The sequence below is a fragment of the Micromonospora sp. NBC_01655 genome (assembly GCF_026339755.1).
GTDB lineage: Bacteria > Actinomycetota > Actinomycetes > Mycobacteriales > Micromonosporaceae > Micromonospora.
Genome location: NZ_JAPEQF010000001.1, coordinates 3,640,673 through 3,666,585, shown reverse-complemented (window position 1 = coordinate 3,666,585; position 25,913 = coordinate 3,640,673). Strand labels below are relative to the sequence as shown.

Genomic DNA, 25,913 nt, shown 5'->3' with positions numbered 1-25,913 from the left:
GATGTCGACGACGCCCGCGCCGCGCCCGCCCGGCGACGAACCCGACGTGCTGGTGGTCGGCGCGGGCATCGTCGGCCTGTTCTGCGCCTGGTTCCTGGCCCGCGACGGCCACCGGGTCACCGTCGTCGACCGGGGCGAGGTCGGCGACCCGGCGGCCTGCTCCTCGGGCAACACCGGCTTCGTCGGCACCCAGGGCTCTGCGCCGCTCGCGGAGCCCGGCGTGCCGGCCAAGGGGCTGCGCTACCTGCTGAACCCGGAGAGCCCGTTCCACATCCGGCCCCGCTGGGACCCGGCCCTGCTCGCCTGGCTCTGGCACTTCCGCCGGGTCTGCACCGAGGCCGACGCCCGGGCTGCCTTCGACGTCCTGCTGTCGCTCAAGCAGCGCAGCCTGGCCATCCTGCACGAGGTGTGCGCGGCGGGGCCGCTCGCCGACACCCTCACCGCGCGGGGCATGCTGCTGGCCTGCAAGACCTCGGAGGGCTTCGACCAGGCCCGCCGCTCGGTGCCGGCGGCGGTCGCCCGGGGAGTGCCGCTGCGGGTGCTCGAACCCGGCGAGCTGGCCCGCCTCGAACCGGGCGTCGAGTTCGACGTGGCCGGGGCGCTGCTCAACGCCGAGGGGGCCGCGCTGCGCATCCCGGCGTTCCTCGTCGAGTTCGCCCGGGTGCTGCGGGGCATGGGCGTGGACATCCGCACCGACACCGAGGTCCGCGACTTCGAGGTGGCCGGGGACCGGGTCCGGGCCGTGCGCACGAGCCGGGGGGACCTGCGCCCGGCCGAGGTGGTGATCGCCGCCGGGATCTGGTCCGTGGCCTGCGCCCGCAAGCTGGGCCTGGACCTGATGCTCCAGCCGGCCAAGGGCTACGCGGTCACCGTCGCCGCCCCGCAGACTCCGCCCCGGCTGCCGATCCTGCTCAGCGAGGGCAAGGTCGCCGTCATGCCGCTCGGCGACCGGCTGCGCCTCGCCGGCACCCTGGAGCTGACCGGGATGGACGTCTCCGTCGCACCCCGTCGGGTCGACGGCATCGCGCGCACCGTCCGGTCGTACCTGCCGGGGCTGGACACCGACCGTCGGGTGCGGGTGTGGAGCGGGCTGCGTCCCTGCACCCCGGACAGCCTGCCGCTGCTCGGCCGCGCCGGGGCGTACCGCAACGTCTGCGTGGCCGCCGGGCACGGCCACATCGGGATGGGGCTGGCGCCGGCCGGGGGGCGGCTGATCGCCCAGCTCGTCGGCGGCGTCCGCCCGGAGCTGGACCTGGCCCCCTTCGCCGTGGACCGCTGGCGGCGGCGCTTCCCGCGCCGCCGCCCGACCCCAGGGAGTACGCGATGACCGACGACGCCCCGATCGGGGTGCTCTGCCTGGACACCTCGTTCGAGAAGATCCCCGGGCACATCCGCAACCCGGCCACCTTCGACTTTCCCGTGGTGTACCGGGTGGTCGAGGGGGCGACGCCGCGGCGGCTGGTCCGCGAGGCCGACCCGACGCTGCTGGAGCCGTTCATCGCGGCGGCGAAGGACCTGGAGGCCGCCGGGGTCGCCGGCATCACCGGGGCGTGCGGCTTCCTGGTGCTGTTCCAGGCCGAGCTGGCCGCCGCCGTGTCGGTGCCGCTGTGGTCGTCCAGCCTGGTCCAGCTCCCGATGGTGCACCGGATGGTCGGGCGGCCGGTCGGGCTGCTGGTCGCCGACGAGAACGCGCTGACCCCGCGCCACCTCGCCGCGATCGGCGCGGAGTCGGTGCCGGTGCGGGTCACCGGGATGGCCGGCCAGCCGGAGTTCCGGGAGGTGATGCTGGAGGGCCGCCGCGACGCCCTGGACGCCGACCGCCTCGGCCGGGAGGTGCTCGACCGCGTCGACCGGCTCGCCGAGGCCCACCCGGACCTGGGCGCGCTGGTGATCGAGTGCACCGACCTGGTGCCGTTCGCGCACGCCATCCAGGCCCGGCTGGGGCTCCCGGTCTTCGACATCGTCACCCTGACGACGATGCTGCACGCCACGCTCACCCGCCGCCCCTACCCCCACCCCTGACCCACCCCCACCCCGCACCCCCACCCCGCATCCGCGCAATTTCACGGAAAGAGTGGTCATTCCGGCCGGGATAGCCACTCTTTCCGTGAAAGAGCGGGCGAGCGGGCGAGCGGGCGAGCGCCGGGGCCGGATCCGCGGCGGGCACCCAGCGGCGCCGCGGGTCAGGCTCGGCGCGCGTACGGGGCGATGGGGTTGGCCAGGGTGCCGGCGAACTGGAGCGCCGCCGAGGGGTCGGACAGGTCCACCATCTGCTGGTTGTTACGTAGCTGGAGCCGGTTGAGACAGGAGTGGGCGAACTCCGGGACGAACAGGTCGTAGCGGCGCAGCCGGTCGGCCAGGTGCGGGACCCGCTCGGCGTAGTCGGCCGCGCAGTCGGCGACCGTCCGCCAGAACTCCTCCTCGGTGAGCAGCCCCGCGTCGGTGAACACGACGTTGAGGTGGCGCAGGAAGCAGGAGAACACGTCGGTGAAGATCGACAGCAGCTTCTCGTCGTCGGGGATGTCAGCCCGGACGCGGTGCACCGCCTCGGGCAGGTCGGCGTCCGGGTCCATCACCACGATCTCCTCGGCGATGTCCTTGAAGACCGCCCGCTCGACCGCCCCGTCGCGCAGCACCAGGATGACGTTCTCGCCGTGCGGCATGAACGCCAGGTCGTACGCGTACAGCGAGTGCAGCAGCGGGACGAGGTACGCGTCGAGGTACCGGCGCAGCCAGACCCCCGCCGGCAGCCCCGACTCGGCGACCAGCGCCGCGGCGAACGACCCGCCGGCCGAGTCGACGTGCAGCAGCGACGCCATGGTGGCCAGTCGTCGCCCCGGCTCCAGGCCGGGGACGGGGCTCTCCCGCCACAGCGCCGCCAGCATTTTCCGGTACGGGGAGTACCGGTCGGTGGCCGCCTCGAACCGGCGGTTGCGGTACCCGATCGCGGCCCGCTCCCGCAGGATGGTCAGCCCGGTGGCCCGGAGCACCTCGTCGCGGTCGATCAGGTCGGCGAGCCAGTCGTTGATGGCCGGGGTGGCCTCCATGTACGCCGCCGACAGCCCCCGGACGAAGCCCATGTTCAGCACGGACAGCGCGGTCTTGACGTAGTGCCGTTCGGGGCGGGTGACGTTGAAGAAGGTGCGCACCGACTGCTGGGCCAGGTACTCGTCCGGGCCGGGGCCGAGCAGGACGAGGCGGCGCTCGGCCACGTCGGCGGCGAAGGTGACGGCGAGGCGGTTCCACCACTGCCACGGGTGCACGGGGAGGAACAGGTAGTCGGCCGGGTCGAGGCCGAGCCCGGTCAGCGTGGCGGCGAAGCCGGCCAGCACGTCGGCGCCCAGCTCGTCGCGCAGCAGCGCGTCGGCGTCGGTGTCGGTGGAGCAGGTGAAGGTGGTGTGGTCGCGGTGCGCGGCGAGCCAGAGCAACCGCACCGGCCGGCCGACCTCCGGGGCGTACCGGTGGTATTCGTCGATGCCGAAGCCGATCCGGCCGTTGTTGGCGACGAAGCCCGGGTGTCCCTCGGTCATCCGGGTCTCGATGGTCTGGAAGTCGGCGCGGGCCAGTTCGGCGGCGCTGATCTCCGGCCGGTCCAGCTTGTACGCCCACCCGGCCAGGGTGGAGGTGATCTCCTCCAGGTACACCGGCAGCACCTGGTCGGTGAGGCCGAGCGCGCCGCGCAGCTCCACGCACAGGTCGAGGGCGTCCAGGGGCAGCTCCGCGCCGTCGCGGCGGCGGGTGATGCTGTCCGGGTCGATCCGCCAGTGGTCGAGGGCGAGCCGGCGGGCGGCGAACCGGTAGGTCACGGCGCCGTCGTCGCTGGCCACCTCGTACTCGGCCGGCTCGCCGGGGGCGGCGGGGCCGACGGGCTCGGGGGTGAGCAGCCGCTCGTGGGCGAACTCGGCGAGCGCCTTGCGGACCAGCAGCCGGTTGGCCCGCGCCCAGGTGTCGGGGGTGAGGTGGGCGACGGCGTCCTGGGGGTCCACGATGGTCGGTCCTTCGCTGCTGGTGGGGGCTGGGCCGGTGGCGGCGGCGAACTGGGCGCGGGTGCAGAAGCTGAGCAGGGCGGTCTTGGCGGGCAGGGCGAGGGGTCCGGCGGGGACGAAGCCGACGGCGGCGTTCAGCGCGTGCACGGCCGTGTTGCGCACGTCCGGCTCGACCACCACCCGGCGGTGCGCCGGGTCGGCGAACAGCCAGTCCATGACGACGGTGATGACGGCCCGGGTGAAGCCGGGGACGGGGGCGTCGGTGGGCGCGCAGAGGAAGTGCATGCCGACGTCGCCGGGGCGGGCCGGGTAGCGGCTGGCCAGCTCGACCCGCGCCGGGTCGTACCGCTCGACGAGGAAGGCCGGCTCGCCCCGCCACAGCCCGACGAACGCGTCGTGGTGCTCCTCGGCGGCGATGCGCGCGTACTCGGCGGCGACCTGGGCCACGTCGGCGTCGGCCATCAGCCAGAACGCGGCTTTCGGGTGGGTCACCCAGGAGTGCAGCAGCGCGGCGTCGGCGACCGGGTCGAGGGTTCGCAGGGCGAAGTCGCCCAGCCGGGGGTCGGTGCGGGTGTGCACGACCTCGGTCACGCCTGCACCCCCGCCGGCACGCCGAACTCCTGGAACGCGATCCGCCGCTCGACCGGGTAGTGCTCGCGGCCGAGCAGCTCGCGGATGATGACGGCGTTGCGGTACGGGCCCATGCCCAGGTCGGGCGAGGTGACGCTGTGGGTGTGGGTGCCGCCGTTCTGGAGGAACACCCGGCCGGCGTGGTCGACGCTGTAGTCGCGGGCCACGTCGAACCGGCCGTGGGTGTCGAAGCGCAGCAGGTGACGCACCGGGGCGAGGAAGTCCGGCACCGCGTGGCGGTACCCGGTGGCCAGCACCAGGCCCTCGGTGGCCAGGGCGAACTCCCCCTCCTGCTCGACGTGGCGCAGCCCGAGGGTGTACCCGCCGGCGGCCGGGTCGTGCCGGGCGCTGGTCACCTCGGTGTTGGTGAGCAGCCGGGTGTCCACCGGCCCGGACACGCTCTTGGCGTAGAGCAGGTCGTAGATGTCGTTGATCAGATCGGCGTCGATGCCCTTGAACAGCCCCTTCTGCTCGGCCTCCAGCCGGTAGCGGGTGGGCTCGGGCAGGGCGTGGAAGTAGTCGACGTAGTCCGGGGAGGTCATCTCCAGGGTGAGCTTGGTGTATTCGAGGGGGAAGAACCGGGGCGAGCGGGTGACCCAGTTCAGCCGGTAGCCGTACGTGTCGATGTCGCCGAGCAGGTCGTGGTAGATCTCGGCGGCGCTCTGCCCGGAGCCGACCACGGTGACGCTGTTCTTCTCCCGCAGGGCGGCCCGGTGCTCCAGGTACGCCGAGGAGTGCACCACGTCGCCGCCGAGCCCGGCGCAGGCGGCCGGGACGTGCGGCGGGGTCCCGGTGCCGAGCACCAGGTGCCGGGCCCGGTGGGTGACGGTCTCGCCGGTGGCGGTGACGGTGGCGCGCACGGTGAACAGGTCGTCGGCCTCGTCGTGGGTGACGGCGGTGACCCGGTGGCCGAAGCGCACCCCCGCCAGCTTCGCCGCCGCCCACCGGCAGTACGCGTTGTACTCGCTGCGCAGCGGGTGGAACCTCTCTCGGATGTAGAACGGGTACAGCCGCCCGGACTCCTTGAGCCAGTTCAGGAAGGAGTACGGCGAGGTGGGATCGGCGAGGGTGACCAGGTCGGCCAGGAACGGGGTCTGCAACCGGACGGTCTCCAGCAGCATCCCGGGGTGCCAGTCGAAGGAGTCGCGGGCCTCCAGGAACAGGCAGTCCAGGTCGGTCAGCGGCTCGGTGAGACAGGCCAGGCCCAGGTTGTACGGGCCGAGCCCGACGGCGATGACGTCGTGGGTGGACATGGGTTCGCTCTCTGCGCGGGGGCGGGGGGTGGGCACGTTCGCGGTCAGCCGACCGGGCAGGGGGTGACGGCGGCGGTCCGCTCGTGCACGTACCGGCCGGCGTGCTCGGCGATGAGGTCGACGACGTACGCCACGTCGTCCAGCGTGGTCTCCGGGTTGAGCAGGGTGAACTTCAGGTACTGCCGGCGGTCGACCTTGGTGCCGGCGACGACGGCCGCGCCGGAGGCTGCGAGGGCCCGGCGGGCGTACCGGTTGGCGTCGTCGGCCAGCACGGCCGCCGGCCCGGTGGGCAGGTAGCGGAACACCACGGTGCTCAGCGCGGACCGGGTGACCACCTCGAAGCGGGGGTCGCCGGCGAGCAGCCGCCACGCGCCGTCGGCCCGGTCGATCACCTCGTCGAAGAGCGCGCCGACCGCGTCGGGGCCCATCATCCGCAGGGTGAGCCAGAGCTTCAGCGCGTCGAACCGGCGGGTGGTCTGGAGGCTCTTGTCGACCTGGTTGGGCAGCTGCTCCCCCGTCGCCCGGGGGGCCGGGTTCAGGTAGTCGGCGTGGTAGGTGGCGTGCCGCAGCGACCGGCCGTCGCGGACCAGCAGGGCGCTGGAGGAGACCGGCTGGAAGAAGGACTTGTGGTAGTCGACGGTCACCGAGTCGGCGCGTTCGATGCCGGCGAGCAGGTGCCGCCGGGTGGGCGAGACCAGCAGCCCGCAGCCGTACGCGGCGTCGACGTGCAGCCGGACCCCGGCGGCGGCGCACCGGTCGGCGATGGCGTCGAGGGGGTCGATGGAGCCGAAGTCGGTGGTGCCGGCGGTGGCGACGACCGCCATCACGGTGAGCCCGTCGCGGTGACAGCGGGCCAGTTCCTCGTGCAGGGCGGCGGGGCACATCCGGCGGTCGGCGTCGGTGGGCAGGGCGATCACCGCGTCGGCGTCGAGGCCGAGCAGGGTGGCCGACTTCTGCACGCTGAAGTGGCCGGCGCCGGAGGCGAGCACCCGCAGCCGGGGCAGCAGCTCGCGGCGGGACGTCGCGGTCCGGGCGCACGCCTCCTCCCGGGCCAGCAGCAGGGCCTGGAGGTTGGACTGGGTGCCGCCGCTGGTGAACACGCCGTCGGCGGCGGGGCCGAGGCCGATGCGCTGGGCCGTCCAGTCGATCAGGCGGCGCTCGATGAGGGTGCCGCCGGCGCTCTGGTCCCAGGTGTCCAGGGAGGAGTTCACGGCGGTGAGCACGGCCTCGCCAAGCAGCGCGGGGATCACCACCGGGCAGTTGAGGTGGGCCAGGTAGCGGGGGTGGTGGAAGTAGACGGCGTCGCGCAGGTACACGTCGTCCAGCTCGTCGAGGGCGGCGGCCGGGTCGGCGAGCGGGCGGTCCAGGTCCACGGCGGCGACGGTGGGGGCGAGCTCGGCCGGGGTGACGCCGGTGAACGGGCGGTCGGTGCGGGCGATCCGGGCGCTGACCCGGTCGACCCCCTCGGCCAGCACCCGCCGGTACTGCTCGGCGGTGCCGGTGGTCAACAGGTGGGCGCGGGGGTTCGCCGGAGTGCCGGTTGCGGGCGGCACGTCCGGAGCGGGACGACCCGGGATGCTCATGCGGTTCCTCGACGGTCGGTGGGACTCGGGGCCGGCGGTGCTGCGGGGGCGACCGGCCACCCCGGCGGCCGGGGCGCCGGGGGCGCTCAGGGCCACGGTCGGGCGGTCGGTGACCCCGGCGGGCGGGGCGCTCGGGGGCACGGTCAGGCCGCCGTGCCGGCGAGGGCCTCGCCGCGCAGGGCGTCCTCGGACGCGCCCCGCCGCCAGTAGCCGGAGAAGGCCACCCGGCGGCGGTCGGCGCCGCGCTCCTGCACGAGGTGCCGGCGCAGGCCGCGGACCGTGGCGGACTCCCCGGCGACCCACGCGTACGGGACGACGCCGGGCAGCCGGGCCGCGCGGACGGCGTCGCGCAGCAGCCCGGATCCGGGCGGGGTGCGGCCCCGGACCAGCCAGGTCACCTCGACCCCGGGCGGGGCGGGCAGGTCCTGGATGTCGGCGACGTGTGGGACCTCGATCCAGGCCCGGGCCCGGGCCCCGGTGGGCAGCCACTCCAGGATCGCCCCGACGGCGGGCAGCGCGGTCTCGTCGGCGGCGAGCAGCGTCCAGTCGCCGCCGGCGTCGACGGGCATTACGGGCGCGGCCTGCCCGGGGTGGGGCAGGAACAGGTTGACGCTCTGGTCGCGCCCGCCGCCGGCGAAGGCGGTGAGCTGCGGGCCGCCGAGGGTCACCCGGGTCATCGTCGGGCCGAGCCGGCGGGCGCGCACGACCTGCGCCTGGTAGAACCGGAACCGGGTGGCGACCGGGTCGAGGGTGGTGCCGGCCATCCGGTCAGCTCACCTTCTTCGCGGCGGCGATCGCCTTGGCGAGGTTCTCCAGCAGCGGGGCGGCACCGGCGTACGAGAAGCGCGGCACGGCGTCCCACGGGGTGACCTGGTTGGCCCGCACCGCCGGGAGCTGCGCCCAGGTGGGCTTCTTGGCCAGGTCGGCCGGTTGCAGGGCGGTGGCGCGGTTGTCCAGCAGGATCAGGTCGGCCGGGAACTTGCCGGCGTTCTCCCAGCTCAGGCTCTCGAAGTAGTCGCCCTGCTCCAGCTTGGTCGGCACCACGATGTCGACGCCCAGCTCGGCGAAGTACATCAGGTCGGTGCTGACCTTCGGGTTGGAGGCGTAGAACAGGTCGGGGCTGCCGGAGGCGGCCAGCACCTTGATTCCGGGGTTGGCCTTGACGGCCTGCCGGACGGACTCGGCGGCGGCCTCGAACCGGGCCTTGGCTTCGGTGACCTTCTTCGCGTTCAGGTCGGCGCCGAGGGACGCGGCCAGCTCGGCGTACCGCTCGATCGGGCGGTTCATCGGCACCCGGGCGGTGGTGATGGTGACGGTGGGGGCCAGGGCGAGGATCTTGTCGCGGCTCTCGTCGGGGACGTACCAGAAGGCGCCCGGGTCGTACATGTGGGTGACCAGCAGGTCGGGGTTGAGCGCGGCGTACCTCTCGACGCTGAACTCGCCCCAGACGTTGCCGAGCACGGTCACCTTGCCGACGTCGAGGTCCCCGGCCTGCGGCTCCTTCGAACCGTCGGCGCGGGTGGTCTCGCCGAACACCCCGACGAGCTGCGCGTCGAGTCCGAAGTCGACCAGGGCGGCGGCCACGCCGGTGAAGGCGACTACGCGCTTCGGGGTGGTGTCCCGGGTGACCTTCTCGGGCCGGTCGTCGGTGAACGACCAGGGGCCGCTGCCGGCGGCCGGCGAGGAGGCTTCGTCGTCCTTGCCGCCGCAGCCGCCGAGCAGGGCGCCGAGGGCGAGGGCGCCGCCGGCGGAGAGCAGGCCGCGGCGGGTCAGGCGCGGACGGGAAACGGGTACGGGCATGGCGGCTTCTTTCCGTTCCGGGGTGGTCCGATGACCGAGGGCGAGGTTAAGTTACCCTAACCTAAGTTGTTGTCAACAGCACCGCCGTCGATTCCCACCACACAGGAGCCCGCACTGTCCGTCATCGAACCGTCGCCGACCGCCCCCGCTCCGACGGCGACGCCCCCGCCCCGCCGGGGCCGGCCCGCGGCCCGCCTGGCCGGGCTGCTGGCCGCGTTCCTGCTGCTGGTGGCCGTGGTCGCGGTCAGCCTCGCGGTCGGCGCGAAGCAGCTCACCCTCGCCGAGGTCTGGCAGGGGCTGGTGGACCCCGACTCCCCCGCGCACGCCGTGGTACGGCAGATGCGGCTGCCGCGCACCCTGCTCGGTCTGCTCGCCGGCGCGGCGCTCGGGGTCGCGGGCGCGGTGATGCAGGCGGTCACCCGCAACCCGCTCGCCGACCCCGGGCTGCTCGGCATCAACGCCGGCGCCTCGGCGGCCGTGGCCACCGCCGCCGGGCTCTTCGGCGTCGCGGGTGTCGACGGGTACATCTGGTTCGCCCTGGCGGGCGCGGCGACCGTCACCGCCCTCGTCTACGCCGTCGGCGGCGGCCGGGGCGCCACCCCGGCCCGGCTGGCCCTCGCGGGGGCGGCGCTCAACGCGGCCCTCTACTCGTACGTCAGCGCGGTGATGCTCCTCGACGCGGCCTCGCTGGAGAAGATGCGGTTCTGGACCGTCGGCTCGCTGGCCAGCGCCGACCTGGCGACCGTGGTCCGGGTGCTGCCGTTCGCGGCGGCCGGGCTGGTGATCGCCCTGGCGGCGGCCCGGCCGCTCAACGCCCTCGCCCTCGGCGACGACCAGGCGCGGGCGCTGGGCGCCCGGCCCGCCGCCGTCCGGGCGGCCGTCGTCGTGGCGGTCACCCTGCTCTGCGGCGCCGCGACGGCCGCCTGCGGGCCGCTGGTCTTCGTCGGGCTGCTGGTGCCGCACCTGGTCCGCGTCCTGACCGGACCGGACCTGCGCTGGCTGCTGCCGGCCTGCGCGCTGCTCGCCCCGGTGCTGCTGCTCGGCGCCGACGTGGCCGGCCGGGTGCTCGGCCGCCCCGGCGAGATCCAGGTGGGCATCATGACCGCCGTGCTCGGCGGCCCGCTCTTCCTGCACCTGGTCACCCGCACCCGGGCGGTGCGGTCGTGACCGTCGTACGGGTACGCCACTGGTCCGTGCGGTTCCGGACCCGGGCACTGCTGGTGGGTCTCGGCTGCGCGCTGGCCGCGCTGGCCCTGGGCGTGCTCTCGGTCGGTGGCGGCGACTACCCGATGAGCCCCGCCGACGTGCTGCGCACCCTCACCGGGGGCGGCACCCCCGCCGAGGACTTCATCATCGGCGAGCTGCGGCTGCCCCGGCTGGTCACCGCCCTGCTGGTCGGAGCCGCGCTGGCCCTGGGCGGCGCCGTGTTCCAGTCCCTCGTGCGCAACCCGCTCGGCAGCCCCGACATCCTCGGCGTCACCCAGGGCGCCGCCACCGGGGCCCTCATCGTGGTGGTGGTCGGCGGCAGCACCCTCGCCCTGGCCGGCGCGGCCGTGGTCGGCGGCCTGGCCACCGGCCTGCTGCTGTGGGCGGTGGCCTGGGCGCGCGGCGCGCACGGCCACCGGCTGATCCTCGCCGGCATCGGCGTCGCCGCGATCCTCACCGGGGTCAACGGCTGGCTGCTGACCCGGGGGCAGCTCATGGACGCCGCCCGCGCCGTGCTCTGGCTCACCGGCAGCCTCGACGGGCGCGGCTGGGCGCAGGCCGTCCCGCTGGCCGCGACCCTGGCGGTGCTGGTCCCGGTGGTGCTGTTCGGCTGCGGACCGGCGCTGCGGATGACCGAACTGGGCGACGACACGGCCGCCGCGCTCGGCGTACCGGTGCGGGGCCTGCGCACGGTGCTGCTGGTCGCGGCGGTGCTGCTGGTCTCCGTCGCCGCCGCCGCGGCCGGGCCGGTCAACTTCGTCGCGCTCACCGCGCCGCACCTGACCCGCCGGCTGACCCGCGCACCCGGGCCGAACCTGGCCGCCGCCATGGCACTCGGCGCGGCGCTGCTGGTCGCCGCCGACCTGGTCGCCCAGCGCGCCTTCACCGGGCACCAGCTCCCCGTCGGCGTGGTCACCGGCGCGCTCGGCGGCGGCTACCTGGTGTGGCTGCTGGCCACCGAACGCAAGGCGGGCCGGCTGTGACCGGCGATCTGGAGACTGGAGTACCCCTGATGCAGCCCGGCACCCCTCGGCTCAGCGGCGACGGCCTGACCCTCGCGTACGACAAGCGGACCATCGCCGAAGGGCTCACCGTCGCCGTCCCCGACCGGTCGTTCACCGTCGTCATCGGACCGAACGCCTGCGGCAAGTCCACCCTGCTGCGCGCCCTGGCCCGGATGCTCCGGCCGGCCGCCGGCACGGTGCTGCTCGACGGGCGGGACATCCACGCCCAGCCGGCCCGCCGGGTCGCCCGGACCCTCGGGCTGCTGCCGCAGACCGCCACCGCCCCCGACGGCATCACGGTCGCCGAGCTGGTGGCGCGGGGCCGGTACCCGCACCAGGGGCTGCTGCGGCAGTGGTCCCGCGACGACGAGCGGGTGGTCGACGAGTCGATGGCCGCCACCGGCGTGGCCGACCTCGCCGACCGGCTGGTCGACGAGTTGTCCGGCGGGCAGCGGCAGCGGGTGTGGATCGCCATGGCCCTGGCCCAGCAGACCGAACTGCTGCTGCTCGACGAGCCGACCACGTTCCTCGACATCGCCCACCAGATCGAGGTGCTCGACCTGTGCGCGACGCTGCACGAGGAGCAGGGGCGCACGCTGGTCGCGGTGCTGCACGACCTCAACCAGGCCGCCCGGTACGCCAGCCACCTGATCGCGATGCGCGACGGTGCCGTGGTGGCCGCCGGGGCGCCCCGGGAGATCGTCACGGCGGAGCTGGTGGAGCGGGTGTTCGGGCTGCCCTGCCGGGTGATCGACGACCCGGAGACGGGCGGGCCGCTGGTCGTCCCGGCCGCGCGGCGAGCGACGGCGGTACGCGCCTGAGCAGGTGCTGCCCGTAACGCTTCCGGCCTCGTCGACTTCGTAGCGCCTGAAAAGGAACCCTGGCGGAGGCTGCTGGAGGAGCTGACCGAGACGGTACGCCGGGCGACGCCGGCCGGGGGCCGCGTTGGCCGGGTCCGCGCCGATCCGGTCCAGCCGCTCCCCCGGCTCGACCTCGGGCAGCGCGAAGCCTCTCGACCGCAGCCAGCCCAGCGCGTTGTCCAAACGCAGCAGCCGCCGGCGGCCAGGTGGAAGGTGCGGTCGGCCGCCGAGGGCTGCCGGGACAGGGTGACGATGGCGTCGCTGACGTCGTCCACGGGCACCAGGTCAAACGCGGCTTCCACTCCGGCGGGCGCGGCCTGGGCCTGGACGCAGCCCTTGAGCATCAGACACAGGTAGTCGCCGCACTGACAGGCACCGGTGCGGCTGTGCCCGGCGCAAGGGCCGGGCGCAGCGTGCAGCAGCCCACGGATGATCGCCGCCGCCTGATCCTGGTTGCGATCCTCGCCCGGCGCGAGGGCCGGGCGCAGCACGGCCAGCCGTTCGCCAACAAGACGCAGACCACCTCGTTGCGATCCTCGCCTGGCGCGAGGGCCGGGCGCAGCTGGCCAGACCGGAGAACGCATCCTGCCAGTCGTAGACGTTGCGATCCTCGCCCGGCGCAAGGGCCGGGCGCAGCGCCGCCGCCCGGGTCACGGTCGCGTACGAAACCCTGCTGTTGCGATCCTCGCCCGGCGCGAGGGCCGGGCGCAGCCTCTCGTCGTGGACGTAACCCCGGTCGTCGACCCGACGTTGCGATCCTCGCCCGGCGCGAGGGCCGGGCGCAGCGTGATCCACCCCCAGACGGTGGCGATCAGTCCTCGGATGTTGCGATCCTCGCCCGGCGCGAGGGCCGGGCGCAGCGTGATCCACCCCCAGACGGTGGCGATCAGTCCTCGGATGTTGCGATCCTCGCCCGGCGCGAGGGCCGGGCGCAGCACCCCAACCCCGGCTGCGACTCCGGCTGCGACGAGCAGCGTTGCGATCCTCGCCCGGCGCGAGGGCCGGGCGCAGCGTCCGGCCAGCGGGCCACCTCGCCGTCGACCTGGTAGGTGTTGCGATCCTCGCCCGGCGCGAGGGCCGGGCGCAGCGGGCGAGCGGCCCTGCAAGCGGTGCCCGCTGCCGAAGGGATTGCGATCCTCGCCCGGCGCGAGGGCCGGGCGCAGCGACCGCCGCGCGGGAGGCGAGCCTGTAGCACCTTTCCGTTGCGATCCTCGCCAGGCGCGAGGGCCGGGCGCAGCACGATCCAGGACCGGACCATCTGGCGTCACATGATGACGTTGCGATCCTCGCCCGGCGCGAGGGCCGGGCGCAGCGCCCTCGTTGCCGCGGGGCCTCTGCCGGTGCTGCTCGACGTTGCGATCCTCGCCCGGCGCGAGGGCCGGGCGCAGCCGTACTGGGCCCGGCGCGCGGGGAGCTGCTGGGCGAGGTTGCGATCCTCGCCCGGCGCGAGGGCCGGGCGCAGCCACGGCATCGGCGTCCTACGCCCCCGCCTGGTGCTCCTGGAGTTGCGATCCTCGCCCGGCGCGAGGGCCGGGCGCAGCTGGCTCCGACGATCCGCGTCCAGGGTGGCGGCTTCCCGTTGCGATCCTCGCCCGGCGCGAGGGCCGGGCGCAGCGAGGTTCGCGCCGACCTGTGCCACCTTGGCAATGACGTTGCGATCCTCGCCCGGCGCGAGGGCCGGGCGCAGCCCCATGGCTGCTCTCCGATCTCCGGTCAGGACTTGAACTTGTTGCGATCCTCGCCCGGCGCGAGGGCCGGGCGCAGCAGGTCGGTATCGACCTGATGCGGCGTGACCCGCTGGTAGTTGCGATCCTCGCCCGGCGCGAGGGCCGGGCGCAGCTCATGCTCGAAACCCGGATGCCGTCCACCAGCGAGCGCGTTGCGATCCTCGCCCGGCGCGAGGGCCGGGCGCAGCGCGTCACCAGCTGGCGGGTACGGGCGTCGACTTCGCGGTTGCGATCCTCGCCCGGCGCGAGGGCCGGGCGCAGCTGTCTGTGACGAGATGGAGCGTCGGTACGCGGAGTGGATGTTGCGATCCTCGCCCGGCGCGAGGGCCGGGCGCAGCTCGTGTGTGCTCGCCAACGCCGAGGATCTTCCCGAGGTTGCGATCCTCGCCCGGCGCGAGGGCCGGGCGCAGCGCGGCGCTTCGCCTGGTGGTCGACACGGTTGGGTCGGTGTTGCGATCCTCGCCCGGCGCGAGGGCCGGGCGCAGCTCAAGCCCTGGCGCTCCCGCCCCGGGCCCTACAGGTTGCGATCCTCGCCCGGCGCGAGGGCCGGGCGCAGCGCCAAGGCGTACGGGTACGACACCATCGGGGACGGAAAGTTGCGATCCTCGCCCGGCGCGAGGGCCGGGCGCAGCTCCCGGAGGATTGCAACCTGTTCCCCACACGAGGTGGGGCGTTGCGATCCTCGCCCGGCGCGAGGGCCGGGCGCAGCAGCGCCGGCCGCTTGAGGAATCGCCCGGCCATTCCGAGTTGCGATCCTCGCCCGGCGCGAGGGCCGGGCGCAGCTCGCGCTGCGCCCCGACGACCCCGCGCCTCCGGGTGGGGCGTTGCGATCCTCGCCCGGCGCGAGGGCCGGGCGCAGCTCCCGCGTGATGTCGCGCTGCCGGTCGCCGTGCGGGGTGTTGCGATCCTCGCCCGGCGCGAGGGCCGGGCGCAGCACCGTCGCCGGTGGGATGCCGCTGCGCCAGTCCTGGGTTGCGATCCTCGCCCGGCGCGAGGGCCGGGCGCAGCGAGGGCTTTGCCCAGGTGGCCGATCGCGAACGGAGACGTTGCGATCCTCGCCCGGCGCGAGGGCCGGGCGCAGCCCCGCCGCCGGACCTTGACCTGCCGCAGCCGCCGGTAGTTGCGATCCTCGCCCGGCGCGAGGGCCGGGCGCAGCGGGGCCGCCGGGGTAGATCCGGTAGGGGCGGTCGGCGCGTTGCGATCCTCGCCCGGCGCGAGGGCCGGGCGCAGCCCGAGCGTGTATGAGGGCCTGGTCATGGGCATCGGCGTTGCGATCCTCGCCCGGCGCGAGGGCCGGGCGCAGCGTTCGGCCGCGATCTCGTCGTGATCCACGCCATCGATGTTGCGATCCTCGCCCGGCGCGAGGGCCGGGCGCAGCACCCCGATCGCCAACGGCCCCGCCCGCAACCTGCACCGTTGCGATCCTCGCCCGGCGCGAGGGCCGGGCGCAGCCACATCCACGTCGCCGTGCTGCTCGGCGGCAACGAGCTGTTGCGATCCTCGCCCGGCGCGAGGGCCGGGCGCAGCGGCGGCTCGTACTTGCCGCACGAACACCCCAACGCCTTGGTTGCGATCCTCGCCCGGCGCGAGGGCCGGGCGCAGCGGTTCCCGAGCAGCGGAAATAGGAATCTGTCGATGCACATTCGACTCACTCGCGGTCCGTTTTATTCATCTAATCCACATTTTTCGGCTCGGAACCCCCTGGTATATCCGCGTTCACTTGGGGTTCCTAGATCACCAACGTTCCCCGCGGGTCGATCGGCCGCGGCTTGCCGAGATGCTCGACGTCGTCAAGCGCGTAAGCCGGCAGCCGGTAGATCCGGATGCTGTCCTGAGTTGGGTCGATGACTTCCTGGAGCGCGGCGACGAAGCGCACCTTGTCGGTTTCGCGGCAGACCACCTCGAACACTGACTTCTGCACGCGGTGCCCGTACGCCTCACAGATCTTGGCGACCTTGCGGAGTCGGCGTTGCCCCTGCGGGGTGACCGTCTCGACATCGTACGTGACGAGTAGATCCATGGCTCAGTTCACCATCCATGGCTGGTACGCGGCCGTGTCTCCGCGGAGGTGACGTGCGACCAGCCGGGCCTGCACGAGTGGCAGCAGCGCGGCGGGCACCTGCCGGCCGAGCTGCGTGTGTGGCCATTCGCGTTGCCGGCTCTGCTGCCAGGCACCCAGCACGGTCTTTCGTCCACTGTCTGTGAGCCGGTACGCCCCGTTTGGCAGTTCCTCAAAATCGGTCGGTGTCAGCTCTCGCCTGTTGAGCATGGTGAGCGCGAGCCGGTCGGCCAGTAGCGGCCGGAACTCTTCCATCAAGTCCAGGGCGAGAGCGGGCTTACCTGGCCGGACGGCGTGCAGGAAGCCGATGTACGGGTCGAGTCCGACTTGGTCGAGTGCGCCCTGGACAGCGACGCGCAGCATGCCGTACAGGAAGGAGAGCAGGCAGTTCAGCGGATCGGTGGGCGGTCGCTTGTTGCGCCCGGACGCCTTCCAGTCCTTGCTTTCACCGAGCAGGTATGGCACGGCGGCGAAGTAGTCGCGTGCGGCGATGCCTTCGACGCCGAGCACCTCGTTGGTGCTGGCTGCGGTGGCGAGCAGTTCAAGCCGCCCGGCCAGCAGTTCGGCGCTCGCCCGCAGCGCGGTCTGCCGGTGTCCCTTGGTGTCCCGGGCGGTGCGTAGCAACACTTGCCGCGCGTTGTGGATCTTGCCGGCGACGATGGCGATCGCGATCGGCAACTGCCGGTCCGGCGAGTCAGCGGCCCGGTGCTGGGCTTGGCGGAGCAGCGGATTGCCGTGAGTGGGGCCGACCAGGCCGGCCCGGAACCGCCCGCTGCCGGTGAGCCAGCTGACCGAGCGTCCGTCGTCGGCGCACCGCAGCAGTAGATCGTCGCTGGGTGTCACACCGCCGAACAGGACAAGGTGGTCGAGCCTGACGAGCGGCAGCAGCCGGCGGCCGGGCTGGTCGGGGTGGTACACCCGGACGGTGTCACCGTCGAGGCGCAGGCTGGTGCCGGGGGTCTGCACGTAGAGGGTGTTGAGCAGCTCAGTCACGCCACTGTCCCAATGGTCGTGGGGTCAACAGGTTGGTTGTGGCCTGCCGCCGGCCGTCGGTCAGCTCGGGCAGGCAGTCCTCGCGTAGGGAACATCGCCGGCAGCGGGCGTCGTTGCGTGCCGCCGGCAACGCCGGGTTGTCCATCAGCCGGCGTACGGCCATGGTCGCGGCCACGACCTGGTCGAGCAGGTCGGCGTCGATGGGTACGGCGTGTCTGCGCCTTTCGGCAACCGAGTAGATGTAGCCGGTCGGCACGTCGAAGCCGGCTTCGAGCAGGCAGAGTGCCTGCCCACCGAGTTGCAGCTCGGCCGGCCCGCCGGCTTTGTACCGTCCGACCTTGTACTCGACCGGTGTGGCTGTGCCCTTCTCGAACTCGACGATGTCGCAGATGCCGCGGAGGCCGTGGGTGTGGCTCCACACCGGTAGTGACCGGACCACGGTGAGGCCCCGGCGCCGCTGGATGCCGGGCAGGTCGACGGTGGTGTGGCTGAGGTCGCCGCGTACCGTCTCGACGCTTTCCGACCAGACACCCTCAACGTGGATCAGCGCGGTCTGCCGGTGGCAATAGGCATAGTGCTCCAGCGCGGACAGCGGCACCTCCCGCAGGTCGGTGCCGCCGTCCGTCGAGCGGTCGTCGGTCACAGCCAGAGGTCGACCAGCTTGGTCAGCTCGACACCGTCCGGCAGCCCGGACTCGTCGATGTCCCGGGTGTAGTCGGTGTGGGCGCGCGGCGCCTTCTCACGGCTGACTCGGTCGACCGTGATGCGTTGGGTGAGGGCAGCCGAGGGGGCGACTCCGAAGGCGTCGGGGTGGCTGAACACGTAGAGCCCGCACAGCTTCATCTCGCCCCGGGTGGCGGCCCGGTCGTGGTCGAACATCACGGTGATGGCCTGCCACAAGGCGGCCAGGTCATCGCCGGTCACGCCGGTCTTTGTGGCGCGCGGCGCGGAGTAGAACAGGTGCGCCCGGTAGAGGCCGTACGGAACGGTCCACTTGGAGCCGATCTCCGTACGCTCTCCCTTGTCGATGTCCTCCTGTCGGGTCTGCGTGACCCGGGTGATGGTGTGGTCGGTGGGCAGGATCGGATCGATGCTGCGGGCGAAGGTCAGCTGCAGCGGGCCACGGACCTGCCCGGCACCGCCGCTCTTGCCGGTGCTGAGGACCGCGCCGAACATCCGGACGTCGAAGTAGTGCTGGCAGAGCCACTGCTGGGCCGCAGCGATTTCGGCCGGGGTCGGCTTGTTGCTGACCTTTGGCGGCTTGGCGACATAGGCACCCTCGATCCGGGTGTTCAGGGCGTGGCCGGCCTCGACGAAGATGCCGTACCGGGGATCGTCGCCCCGCAGCAGCGACACCGTGTCGCGGATCTTGCGCTTGATCGCCACGTCGGTGACCAGGCCCTGTCCGCTCTCGTCGTCGGTCCGCGGCTGGTTGCCGGCGTCCGGGTCGCCGTTGGGGTTGCCGTCGCTGACGTCGAACAGCAGGACGGCGTCGTGGCGGCGGGTCGGGTCGAGGTGCGCGGCGCTCATGCGTCGTCTCCTTCGTCGTCGGTGTTCGGCGCCGCGTCGTCGGGCTCCGGGGGCAGGTCGGTCTTCTTCTTGTTCGCGGCTGCCGCGAGTCGTTCGACCCGCATCTCGGCCCGCTGCTGGTGGTAGCCGAGGATGAACTGGGCCTTGTCGGTCAGCACCGCGACGCTGGGAATCGCATCGATCTGGACAAAGAGGTCGTCGAGTCGGCGTTCGTACGCGTCCGACCACTGCGGTCGGCGGAGGGGCCCGCGCAGCCGTTTGAGCCACGCCTGCACGTTGCGGCGGCCGGAGACGATGACGACCTGCGGGTTGTCGATAGCGCGGCCGAAGTAGCGTTCGGCGAAGGTGGTGTTCAGCTTCTGGTCGGCGACCCGGAACACGGTCCGTTGCAGGTCGTCCATCACGGCGAAGATGCGGCCGGACACGTAGGCCGGCGGCTGCTTGTGCTCGACGTTCAAGGTCGGCGTCAGCCTCTCTCGTTCATGCTCGGGCAGGGTCGGGTGGCGGCGGAGAGCGAGCCGGATCAGCGCGGCGCGGGCCGGGTCGAGCCGGCCGTCGATACGGATCCGGTTGATGACGTGGTTGAGCAGTTTCGGTGGCAGTGGCCGCTTGAGCAGCGCAGCGCCGAGCAGCCCGTGGAACAGGTCTGGTGGTCGCTGTTCGCCGGAGGCACCGAACTTGGTCCAGGTCCCGGGACCTCCGTTCCGCCCGGCCTCGAACCGCCCGGCCGCCCGGGCCAACTGGGAGACCTTGACCTCCACCACCTCACCGGTCCAGGCGTCGACGATCCTGTGGTCGTCGAACCAGGCCCGGACGTTGTCCTTCACGCGACTGATCGGCTGCTCGACCCAGTCCCGGACGACCACCCGGGCGACGTTGCCACCTACGGTCACCGAGCAGTACCGGGACAGGTCGTCAACCGTCGCTTCCGTACCGCTGGCGGGGCCGGCGATCAGGTTCCGGATCTGGGCAGGGTCCAACTGCTCGACAGTCGCCCACGGGTCGAAGGTCGAGCCGCCCAGCACCCACCAGGCGAGCCGGGCATTCTGCCCGGACAGCGCGGTGCTGTGTAGCGGATCGGAGAGCAGACCGGTCAGCGCGGTCGTGAACTTGAGGCCGCAGTCGGCGCAGATCGGGGTATTGGTCAGGGACTTCTGCAGCTCGTATCCGTGCGCGGCCTCGTTCATGCTCACCAGCGACGCGTTCTGGGTAGCGCCGGGCACCCACCGCCGAGGAATCAGCTGCGGCACCGTCTTGAGCAACGGCTGCACCTGCCCGCAGACCAGACACAGGCCAGACAGCCCCGAACCCTTCCGGTCACCGGCCACCTCGGCCCAGAAACGCCGCGCCGGGCTGGTGTCCGCGGCGTAGACCCCGTCGACCCAGAAGCCGATCAGGTCTCCCCTGCTCCAATCGGACGGCGGTTGAAGCTTGCTGGCGTGCCCGCCGCGGTAGAAGGCGGCGATGGCCGGGCCCACGTCGTCAGGCTCGGCGGCAGCCCACTCTGTGATCAGGGCGCGGAAGGCGTCGTGCTGCTTCGCGACCCGCTCCGGTCTGGCCCCCTCCGACAGCCAGCCGAAGACGTACTCGCCGTTGTCGACCGCGAGCACAGGCGAGATCCCGGCGGTCCGGGTCACCGCCGGCACCAGCGAGGTTGCGCCAAACTTACGGTGCGGGTCGTCCTTGTCCGCCGTGTCGACAAGGCCACCTCGGGGTACGCCGCTCCCGTCGATCTCCAGGCTCCAGCGCACTGGTTTGCGGGCGTAGAACGCCGGGATGACGTCCTTGCTGGTGTCGGCGTACTCCACCAGCCGTTGCAGCAGCACTAGACCCCCTGGCCTTCCATCGGGAGCGCCAGCTCGATTCCCCGCTCGGGCACGTAGAGCACGCCGGCGGCGACCCGGGCGGCAAACCACTCCATCCGAGGCTGGGCGGATGTCCCGTCCCGGTGGACGGAGTGCAGCATGATGCCGATCTCCTCGTTGACGTCCGCGCGCCGGGTGTCATCCGGCCAGCCGAAATCGGCGCTGAACTCCCGAGTGCCGAGGTACGGCTGCTGGAAGCAGGCTCCCTTGCGGACCCGGCGACGAAGCTGGTCCCGGTACGCCGCGACCCGCTTGTCCGCGTGTGCGGCCAACTCGATATGGGCGTGGATCCGGTACGCGACGTCGCGCAGGCAGACGGCGTTGCGTTGATCGCGGTGCGCGGCGGTGTCGACCCGGCGGGTGCCCTTGATCGCCTCGGCGAGCGGCGCGACGTCGGAGGTCTCGTTGCGCCGAACCGAGAAGTGCCTCACGGGCTTGAGCACCTCGATCGCGACAATCTGGTACCGCATCTCCGGCTTCCAGAAGATCGATTCCAGAACGCCCACTGCGGCAGACGGGGTCATCACCGGATAGCTGACCCGCTCCACCTTCAACTCGGGCCGCGAGAACAGCGCCGCCTCACCGCTGACCTGCACCACAACTGGGAGCTCACCCTCCGCGCTCCGCCGCAGAGTCAGCCCGTTGACCACGTCGGTCGTCACAGCACAATCCCTCCCAAGATCAGAGCCATCGAACACACGATCGACAAGGCACCGAACCACGAAATCAGCGGCCCCTCGCACACCAAGTGCGAGGATGCCCGATCGGTATGACAAGAACGGCTCGACGTTGTCCATCACCGACCGACAGACCATCCAGCATCAACTAGCAAATAGACCATGCTGGACGGCGCCGACACCTTCTGTGATGCACCCAAGGTTGCGATCCTCAGCGCCAAGGCACTGCAGGCCAGTTCCACACTGACAACCCACTCAGCATAGCGAACTTCCTTGGTTGCATGGCGGTGACCGTCCGTTGTAGATTCCTCGAGCTTGGTCGGGTGCATGCCCGGCTCCGAGTTGGGCCGGCACCGTTCGCCCCCAAAAGCGACGGTCCGCTGCGCCAACAGCGGACCGCCCAGCTCCCCGCCATCCGTAAGGTCGAAGGAAACCAGATGACAGTAAGGCAGAGCCGCGCCCACAGGCCACTCGACCGAGACCGCGAACCGCAGAGATCCAGTCTTCTGCCTCTTCGCTGGGCAGTCATCGTGGGTCTCAGCGCGGCAGTCGGCATCATGGTCGGCACAGCCGAGGGCCTTCCCTTCGGCGTGCTCGCCAGTCTGATCACGGCTGGAGCACTGCACAAAATCATGAAGTGAGCAGGGCGCCAGGTGGGCGCCCACGCGCTCGCCTGACATGCCCGACCCGCCATCAGACGACGAATTGCTCCAGATTCGGGTCGAGGCTGATGCCGGTGGCGTCGTCGTACTCGCCGATCCATTCGACCAGTGCGCCCCGCCGCACCTCGTTGCCGAGGATCGGCCGCAGCAGTGCGATCACGCCGGGTCGGCGAAGCACGCTGGGGTGGATGTTCGTCGTGTACGCCTGCAGACTCCGCAGCTTCGTCGGATCCGGAACCGGTGCCTGGCGCAGTTCCACGACCAGTTGCTCCAGTTCACACCGCAGTTCAGGTGTCTCGGCCCCCTGTGGGGTCACCACGCTGATCCCGTCATCGTTGATCATCCGGAATGCCAGCTTCCGATCCCGCAGCTTGCTACTCGCGTCCATCGGCCCATCGGCAACGGTCTCGAACTCCCACCGCTGCCGAGCCTGTTGGATACATTGCCCGACATGATGGGCGTCAGCGAGATTGAGCAGGGCGTACACGTTGCGGTAGTAGCGCCCGAGCGCCTCCAGGTCGTCCGGGTCGGCCTTGTCCGGTCCGAACTGACGCCCGGTGCAGCCGACCAGGGTCTTGTACGTGGGCGGCTGTCCGCCGTCCTCCGGCGCGAACACGACCACCCGTCCACCGTCTGTCATCCGCCCCTCGCGGTTGGCTCGCCCGGCCGCCTGAAGCAGCGAGTCGGCCGGCGCGATCGCACGAAACACCACCGGAAAGTCGACGTCCACCCCGGCCTCGATCAGTTGGGTGGCCACGAGCAGGACGCGCTCACCCCTGCTGAGGCGTGCCCGCACCTCTTCAAGCACCCGTCGCCGGTGCTCCGGGCACATCCGGGTGGATAGGTGCCGGGCCACACCATCGGGCTCGGCATCATGCCAGCGGTCGTACACCACCTTCGCGTCCGCTGTCGTGTTGACCACGACGAGTGCCGACGGTTCCGAGGCGGCCTGGTCGGCGATGTCGGCCAGCGTTGGCTTCGGGTCGAGCTGCCACTCGTACCGCACTCTTCGCAGATCACTGACCAGCTTCGGGGTGTCGTGGATCAGGTCCGTGCAGGGCACGTCCTTGAACTCGTCCAGCGCCCAGAAGCTCGGCTGTGTCGCCGAGGAGAGCAGCACGGTCGCGCCGAAGTGCCGCACGAGTAGCCGGAGTCCGTCGAGGATCGGCGCGAGCATGGCGTGCGGCAGTGCCTGCACCTCGTCCAACACGATCACCGAGTTGGCCAACCGGTGCACCCGGCGCATCGCCGACGGCTTGCGGGCGTACAACGATTCGAAGAGCCGGACGAAGGTGGTGACGACGAACGGGGCGTCCCAGTTCTCGGCCGCAAGCCGCGCCCACCGGCCGGCTTGCGGGTCGTCGAAATCGGCCTGGCTGTGGTGTTCGAGGACGACCGGCTCGCCGCCCTCCTCGTCGAGCAACCGACGGTAGACGGCGGCGTTCTGTTCGGTGATGGTGAGGAACGGGACCGCCACGATTACCCGGCGCAGGCCATGCTTCTCCGCGTGCCGCAGAGCGAACCCGCCGCTCGCGAGGGTCTTCCCGGCTCCGGTCGGCGCACCGAGGCGGAACACTCCACGATCGCGCTCAGCCGCCGCGAGACAGTCCGCGTAGACCTGCTCCCGCAATCCGGCTATCGGAGTGTCGCCGCGACCGGCGAGTTCGTCGCGCCGCCGCTGTTCGAACAGCTTGTAGAGGTGGCCGAAGTCGGCGTCCGGACGCACCTGCGGGCTTGCCAGTCCCTGAAAGTGCGCGCTGGTGTCCAGGCTGTCCGCGTCGACCAGAGCGCTGTAGCACAGCCGCAACGCCATTTCGCCCACCAACGGATCCGCCCGCCAGTCCGCCGGCACGAGATGGTCGAGCCGCTCCGGCAGGTCCGGCAACAGCCCCGGCAGTTCCCGCTCGGCGGACGCCATGTTGCCCGGTTCGGCAGCCAGTTTTCCTTGGAACGCCCCACGGAGGCTGGGCGTGTCGATCAGTCCACCATGGTGGCCGAAGATCGCACCGGCGAATCCAGCGAGTCCGCGTTCATAAGCGACCCGGGTACCGAGTGACTTATGGTCGATGCCGACCGGACGGCCGGTGGGCGCGACAACAGCGAGCTTGTCCTGCCAGGCGCAGGCCGCCTTGCCCACGTCATGCAGCGCACCAAGCCAGTACGCCACTTCACCCCCACCGAACGGGCCGGCAAATCGTCGCGCCAGCTCGGCGGTGCTACGAAGATGATCGGCCAGCGAATGCCACCGGTTGCTACCAGAAGCAGGGCTGTGCGCCCAAGGAGAACCCATACCAGACAAGAACGGCCCCTACGAACGTCGCAGAATTTTCGGGATTGGAGATCAGGGCCTCGGATGGTATCGGTGGTTGCCGGTTTCGGCGGTGAAGCGCACCGAGTGACGTGGAGGATTTTCAGCCTTTGAAGGCAGGAGTCACCGTGCCTGCACCGAAGAAGTGCACTGACGAGCTGCGCCAATGCGCGGTCCGGCTCGCCTTCTAATGTCGCAAGTCGGCCATCCTCGCCCGGCCCGAGGGCCGGGCGCAGCGCAGCATGTTCACCGAATCGAAGCTTTCTTTCTCTGGTTGCGATCCTCGCCCGGCGCGAGGGCCGGGCGCAGCAGCCTCGCTGACGTTGCGGTTCCCGCACTTCAGGGCGGTTGCGATCCTCGCCCGGCGCGAGGGCCGGGCGCAGCGGCAACCCCCGCCCCCTCGCACCACCCCGACCGAGAGGTTGCGATCCTCGCCCGGCGCGAGGGCCGGGCGCAGCGCGTTCGCGCGCCCGGCGTGCTGGAAGGCGCTGAGGTCGTTGCGATCCTCGCCCGGCGCGAGGGCCGGGCGCAGCAGGTGTTTTGCGACAGCGCCCAGCAGGACGTCCCACGGGTTGCGATCCTCGCCCGGCGCGAGGGCCGGGCGCAGCTCGAGCCCGACGGTGGTCGACACACCGTCCTGATTGACGTTGCGATCCTCGCCCGGCGCGAGGGCCGGGCGCAGCAGAGCTGCCCGTGCCGGTACCGGCCGTACAGGTCGGTGTTGCGATCCTCGCCCGGCGCGAGGGCCGGGCGCAGCGATCGACAGGATCTGTGCGAGGTCGACGGGGTCCAGGCCGTTGCGATCCTCGCCCGGCGCGAGGGCCGGGCGCAGCGCGGGCCGGGCCGGGGTCCGGTGGTTGAAGTACATGTTGCGATCCTCGCCCGGCGCGAGGGCCGGGCGCAGCTTGTCGCCGCAGCAATCCGGGTGTTCGACAGCGGAATCGTTGCGATCCTCGCCCGGCGCGAGGGCCGGGCGCAGCATGTGGGATCCGTTCGCGGTGTACCTGTTCGTGATGTTGCGATCCTCGCCCGGCGCGAGGGCCGGGCGCAGCGATCTACGCCGGCGATGAGTGGGAGTGGCCGGACAGGTTGCGATCCTCGCCCGGCGCGAGGGCCGGGCGCAGCCGATGTTGCCTGACCGGTCGATGGGCCGGACGAGAGGGGTTGCGATCCTCGCCCGGCGCGAGGGCCGGGCGCAGCGTGGCTGTCCTGCGGTGTGGGGTCGCGGATTGTCCGGACGTTGCGATCCTCGCCCGGCGCGAGGGCCGGGCGCAGCCCCGGTAGGGAGCGGTCATCATGGGTGGTGCCTCTCTGTGTTGCGATCCTCGCCCGGCGCGAGGGCCGGGCGCAGCGCCCCTCGCACCCCAGCGGGTGAGCGACCCGCCGCCGGAAGGTTGCGATCCTCGCCCGGCGCGAGGGCCGGGCGCAGCCGACCAGGACGGGCGCCGGCCGTGCATCTGCGGCCGGGCGTTGCGATCCTCGCCCGGCGCGAGGGCCGGGCGCAGCGCCGACGGTCTCGCGCTCGGTATCGCGAAGGGAGCGGGGTTGCGATCCTCGCCCGGCGCGAGGGCCGGGCGCAGCTAGACGGTTAGCGGCAATGCCGCGTAGTTAGTGGTGGCGGTGGGTTGTCAAGAGGGTGTGTCGATGCGTGGGAAGCAGCGGAACTCCCGCTATAGAGGGGTTGTCCTCACAAGACACCCTTCGAGCTGGGAGTTCCGCTGCCCGAGCATTCTGTCATTCATCGCACGATCGAGGTAGCTGCGGGCCGGT

Annotated in this window: 17 protein-coding genes and 2 CRISPR repeat arrays; of the genes, 5 read left to right on the top strand and 12 right to left on the bottom strand. The window is 72.2% G+C overall.

Annotation, left to right across the window (positions count from 1 at the left end; all coding sequences use genetic code 11):
- Position 1: 1 nt before the first annotated feature.
- Both OOK41_RS16925 and OOK41_RS16920 read left to right on the top strand, forming a co-directional pair.
- Complete coding sequence (locus tag OOK41_RS16925) at positions 2–1,327, top strand: FAD-binding oxidoreductase (RefSeq protein ID WP_266265894.1); 1,326 nt, start codon at positions 2–4, stop codon at positions 1,325–1,327.
- Positions 1,324–2,022 carry an aspartate/glutamate racemase family protein gene (locus OOK41_RS16920; protein WP_266265893.1) on the top strand — a complete coding sequence of 233 codons (699 nt, stop codon included), beginning with the start codon at positions 1,324–1,326 and terminating at the stop codon, positions 2,020–2,022. The genes OOK41_RS16925 and OOK41_RS16920 overlap by 4 nt, the downstream gene beginning before the upstream one ends.
- Positions 2,023–2,183: 161 nt before the next feature.
- Here OOK41_RS16920 and OOK41_RS16915 read toward each other — a convergent pair whose 3' ends face one another.
- The 5 genes from OOK41_RS16915 to OOK41_RS16890 all read right to left on the bottom strand — a co-directional run bounded on the left by OOK41_RS16915 (position 2,184) and on the right by OOK41_RS16890 (position 9,252).
- The gene (locus OOK41_RS16915; protein WP_323136172.1) at positions 2,184–4,577 is read right to left on the bottom strand and encodes a GNAT family N-acetyltransferase; all 2,394 of its coding nucleotides are present in this window, start codon (positions 4,575–4,577) and stop codon (positions 2,184–2,186) included.
- Entirely contained in the window at positions 4,574–5,869 is a 1,296-nt protein-coding gene (locus OOK41_RS16905) for a lysine N(6)-hydroxylase/L-ornithine N(5)-oxygenase family protein (protein WP_266265892.1), read from the bottom strand. Before OOK41_RS16905 ends, OOK41_RS16915 begins: the two co-directional genes overlap by 4 nt.
- Before the next feature lie 44 nt (positions 5,870–5,913).
- Complete coding sequence (locus OOK41_RS16900; RefSeq protein WP_266265891.1) at positions 5,914–7,452, bottom strand: aspartate aminotransferase family protein; 1,539 nt, start codon at positions 7,450–7,452, stop codon at positions 5,914–5,916.
- A gap of 143 nt (positions 7,453–7,595) precedes the next feature.
- Entirely contained in the window at positions 7,596–8,216 is a 621-nt protein-coding gene (locus OOK41_RS16895) for a siderophore-interacting protein (protein WP_266265890.1), read from the bottom strand.
- 4 nt (positions 8,217–8,220) lie between these two features.
- Positions 8,221–9,252 (bottom strand): ABC transporter substrate-binding protein, encoded by a 1,032-nt coding sequence (locus tag OOK41_RS16890; RefSeq protein ID WP_266265889.1) that lies wholly within the window; start codon positions 9,250–9,252, stop codon positions 8,221–8,223.
- Between the two features lie 66 nt (positions 9,253–9,318).
- On the opposite strand from OOK41_RS16890, the gene OOK41_RS16885 reads away from it, so the two are divergent.
- From OOK41_RS16885 to OOK41_RS16875, 3 genes are read left to right on the top strand one after another with little or no spacing between them, the layout of a single operon-like run.
- Positions 9,319–10,419 (top strand): iron ABC transporter permease, encoded by a 1,101-nt coding sequence (locus OOK41_RS16885; RefSeq protein ID WP_266265888.1) that lies wholly within the window; start codon positions 9,319–9,321, stop codon positions 10,417–10,419.
- Complete coding sequence (locus tag OOK41_RS16880; RefSeq protein ID WP_266265887.1) at positions 10,416–11,441, top strand: iron chelate uptake ABC transporter family permease subunit; 1,026 nt, start codon at positions 10,416–10,418, stop codon at positions 11,439–11,441. The genes OOK41_RS16885 and OOK41_RS16880 overlap by 4 nt, the downstream gene beginning before the upstream one ends.
- Positions 11,442–11,470: 29 nt before the next feature.
- The gene (locus tag OOK41_RS16875) at positions 11,471–12,283 is read left to right on the top strand and encodes an ABC transporter ATP-binding protein (protein ID WP_266265886.1); all 813 of its coding nucleotides are present in this window, start codon (positions 11,471–11,473) and stop codon (positions 12,281–12,283) included.
- A gap of 415 nt (positions 12,284–12,698) precedes the next feature.
- Positions 12,699–15,652: direct repeats of the CRISPR family, unit length 37 nt; unit sequence GTTGCGATCCTCGCCCGGCGCGAGGGCCGGGCGCAGC.
- A gap of 126 nt (positions 15,653–15,778) precedes the next feature.
- On the opposite strand, the gene cas2 is transcribed toward OOK41_RS16875, so the two are convergent.
- From cas2 to cas3, 7 genes are all read right to left on the bottom strand, one after another.
- Positions 15,779–16,069 (bottom strand): CRISPR-associated endonuclease Cas2, encoded by a 291-nt coding sequence (cas2, locus tag OOK41_RS16870; RefSeq protein ID WP_117671779.1) that lies wholly within the window; start codon positions 16,067–16,069, stop codon positions 15,779–15,781.
- Between the two features lie 3 nt (positions 16,070–16,072).
- Positions 16,073–17,101: a type I-C CRISPR-associated endonuclease Cas1c gene (cas1c, locus tag OOK41_RS16865; protein WP_266265885.1), complete on the bottom strand. Its 1,029-nt coding sequence runs from the start codon at positions 17,099–17,101 to the stop codon at positions 16,073–16,075.
- Complete coding sequence (gene cas4 / locus OOK41_RS16860) at positions 17,094–17,744, bottom strand: CRISPR-associated protein Cas4 (protein WP_266265884.1); 651 nt, start codon at positions 17,742–17,744, stop codon at positions 17,094–17,096. Before cas4 ends, cas1c begins: the two co-directional genes overlap by 8 nt.
- Positions 17,741–18,631, bottom strand: a complete 891-nt coding sequence (gene cas7c / locus OOK41_RS16855) for a type I-C CRISPR-associated protein Cas7/Csd2 (RefSeq protein ID WP_266265883.1) — start codon at positions 18,629–18,631, stop codon at positions 17,741–17,743. The genes cas4 and cas7c overlap by 4 nt, the downstream gene beginning before the upstream one ends.
- Positions 18,628–20,457, bottom strand: a complete 1,830-nt coding sequence (gene cas8c, locus OOK41_RS16850) for a type I-C CRISPR-associated protein Cas8c/Csd1 (protein ID WP_266265882.1) — start codon at positions 20,455–20,457, stop codon at positions 18,628–18,630. Before cas8c ends, cas7c begins: the two co-directional genes overlap by 4 nt.
- Entirely contained in the window at positions 20,457–21,146 is a 690-nt protein-coding gene (gene cas5c / locus OOK41_RS16845; RefSeq protein WP_117671931.1) for a type I-C CRISPR-associated protein Cas5c, read from the bottom strand. The genes cas8c and cas5c overlap by 1 nt, the downstream gene beginning before the upstream one ends.
- Positions 21,147–21,866: 720 nt before the next feature.
- Entirely contained in the window at positions 21,867–24,125 is a 2,259-nt protein-coding gene (gene cas3 / locus OOK41_RS16840) for a CRISPR-associated helicase Cas3' (protein ID WP_266267845.1), read from the bottom strand.
- A 218-nt stretch (positions 24,126–24,343) separates the two neighbouring features.
- Positions 24,344–25,724: a CRISPR direct-repeat array (repeat unit 37 nt; unit sequence GTTGCGATCCTCGCCCGGCGCGAGGGCCGGGCGCAGC).
- Positions 25,725–25,913: the final 189 nt, after the last annotated feature.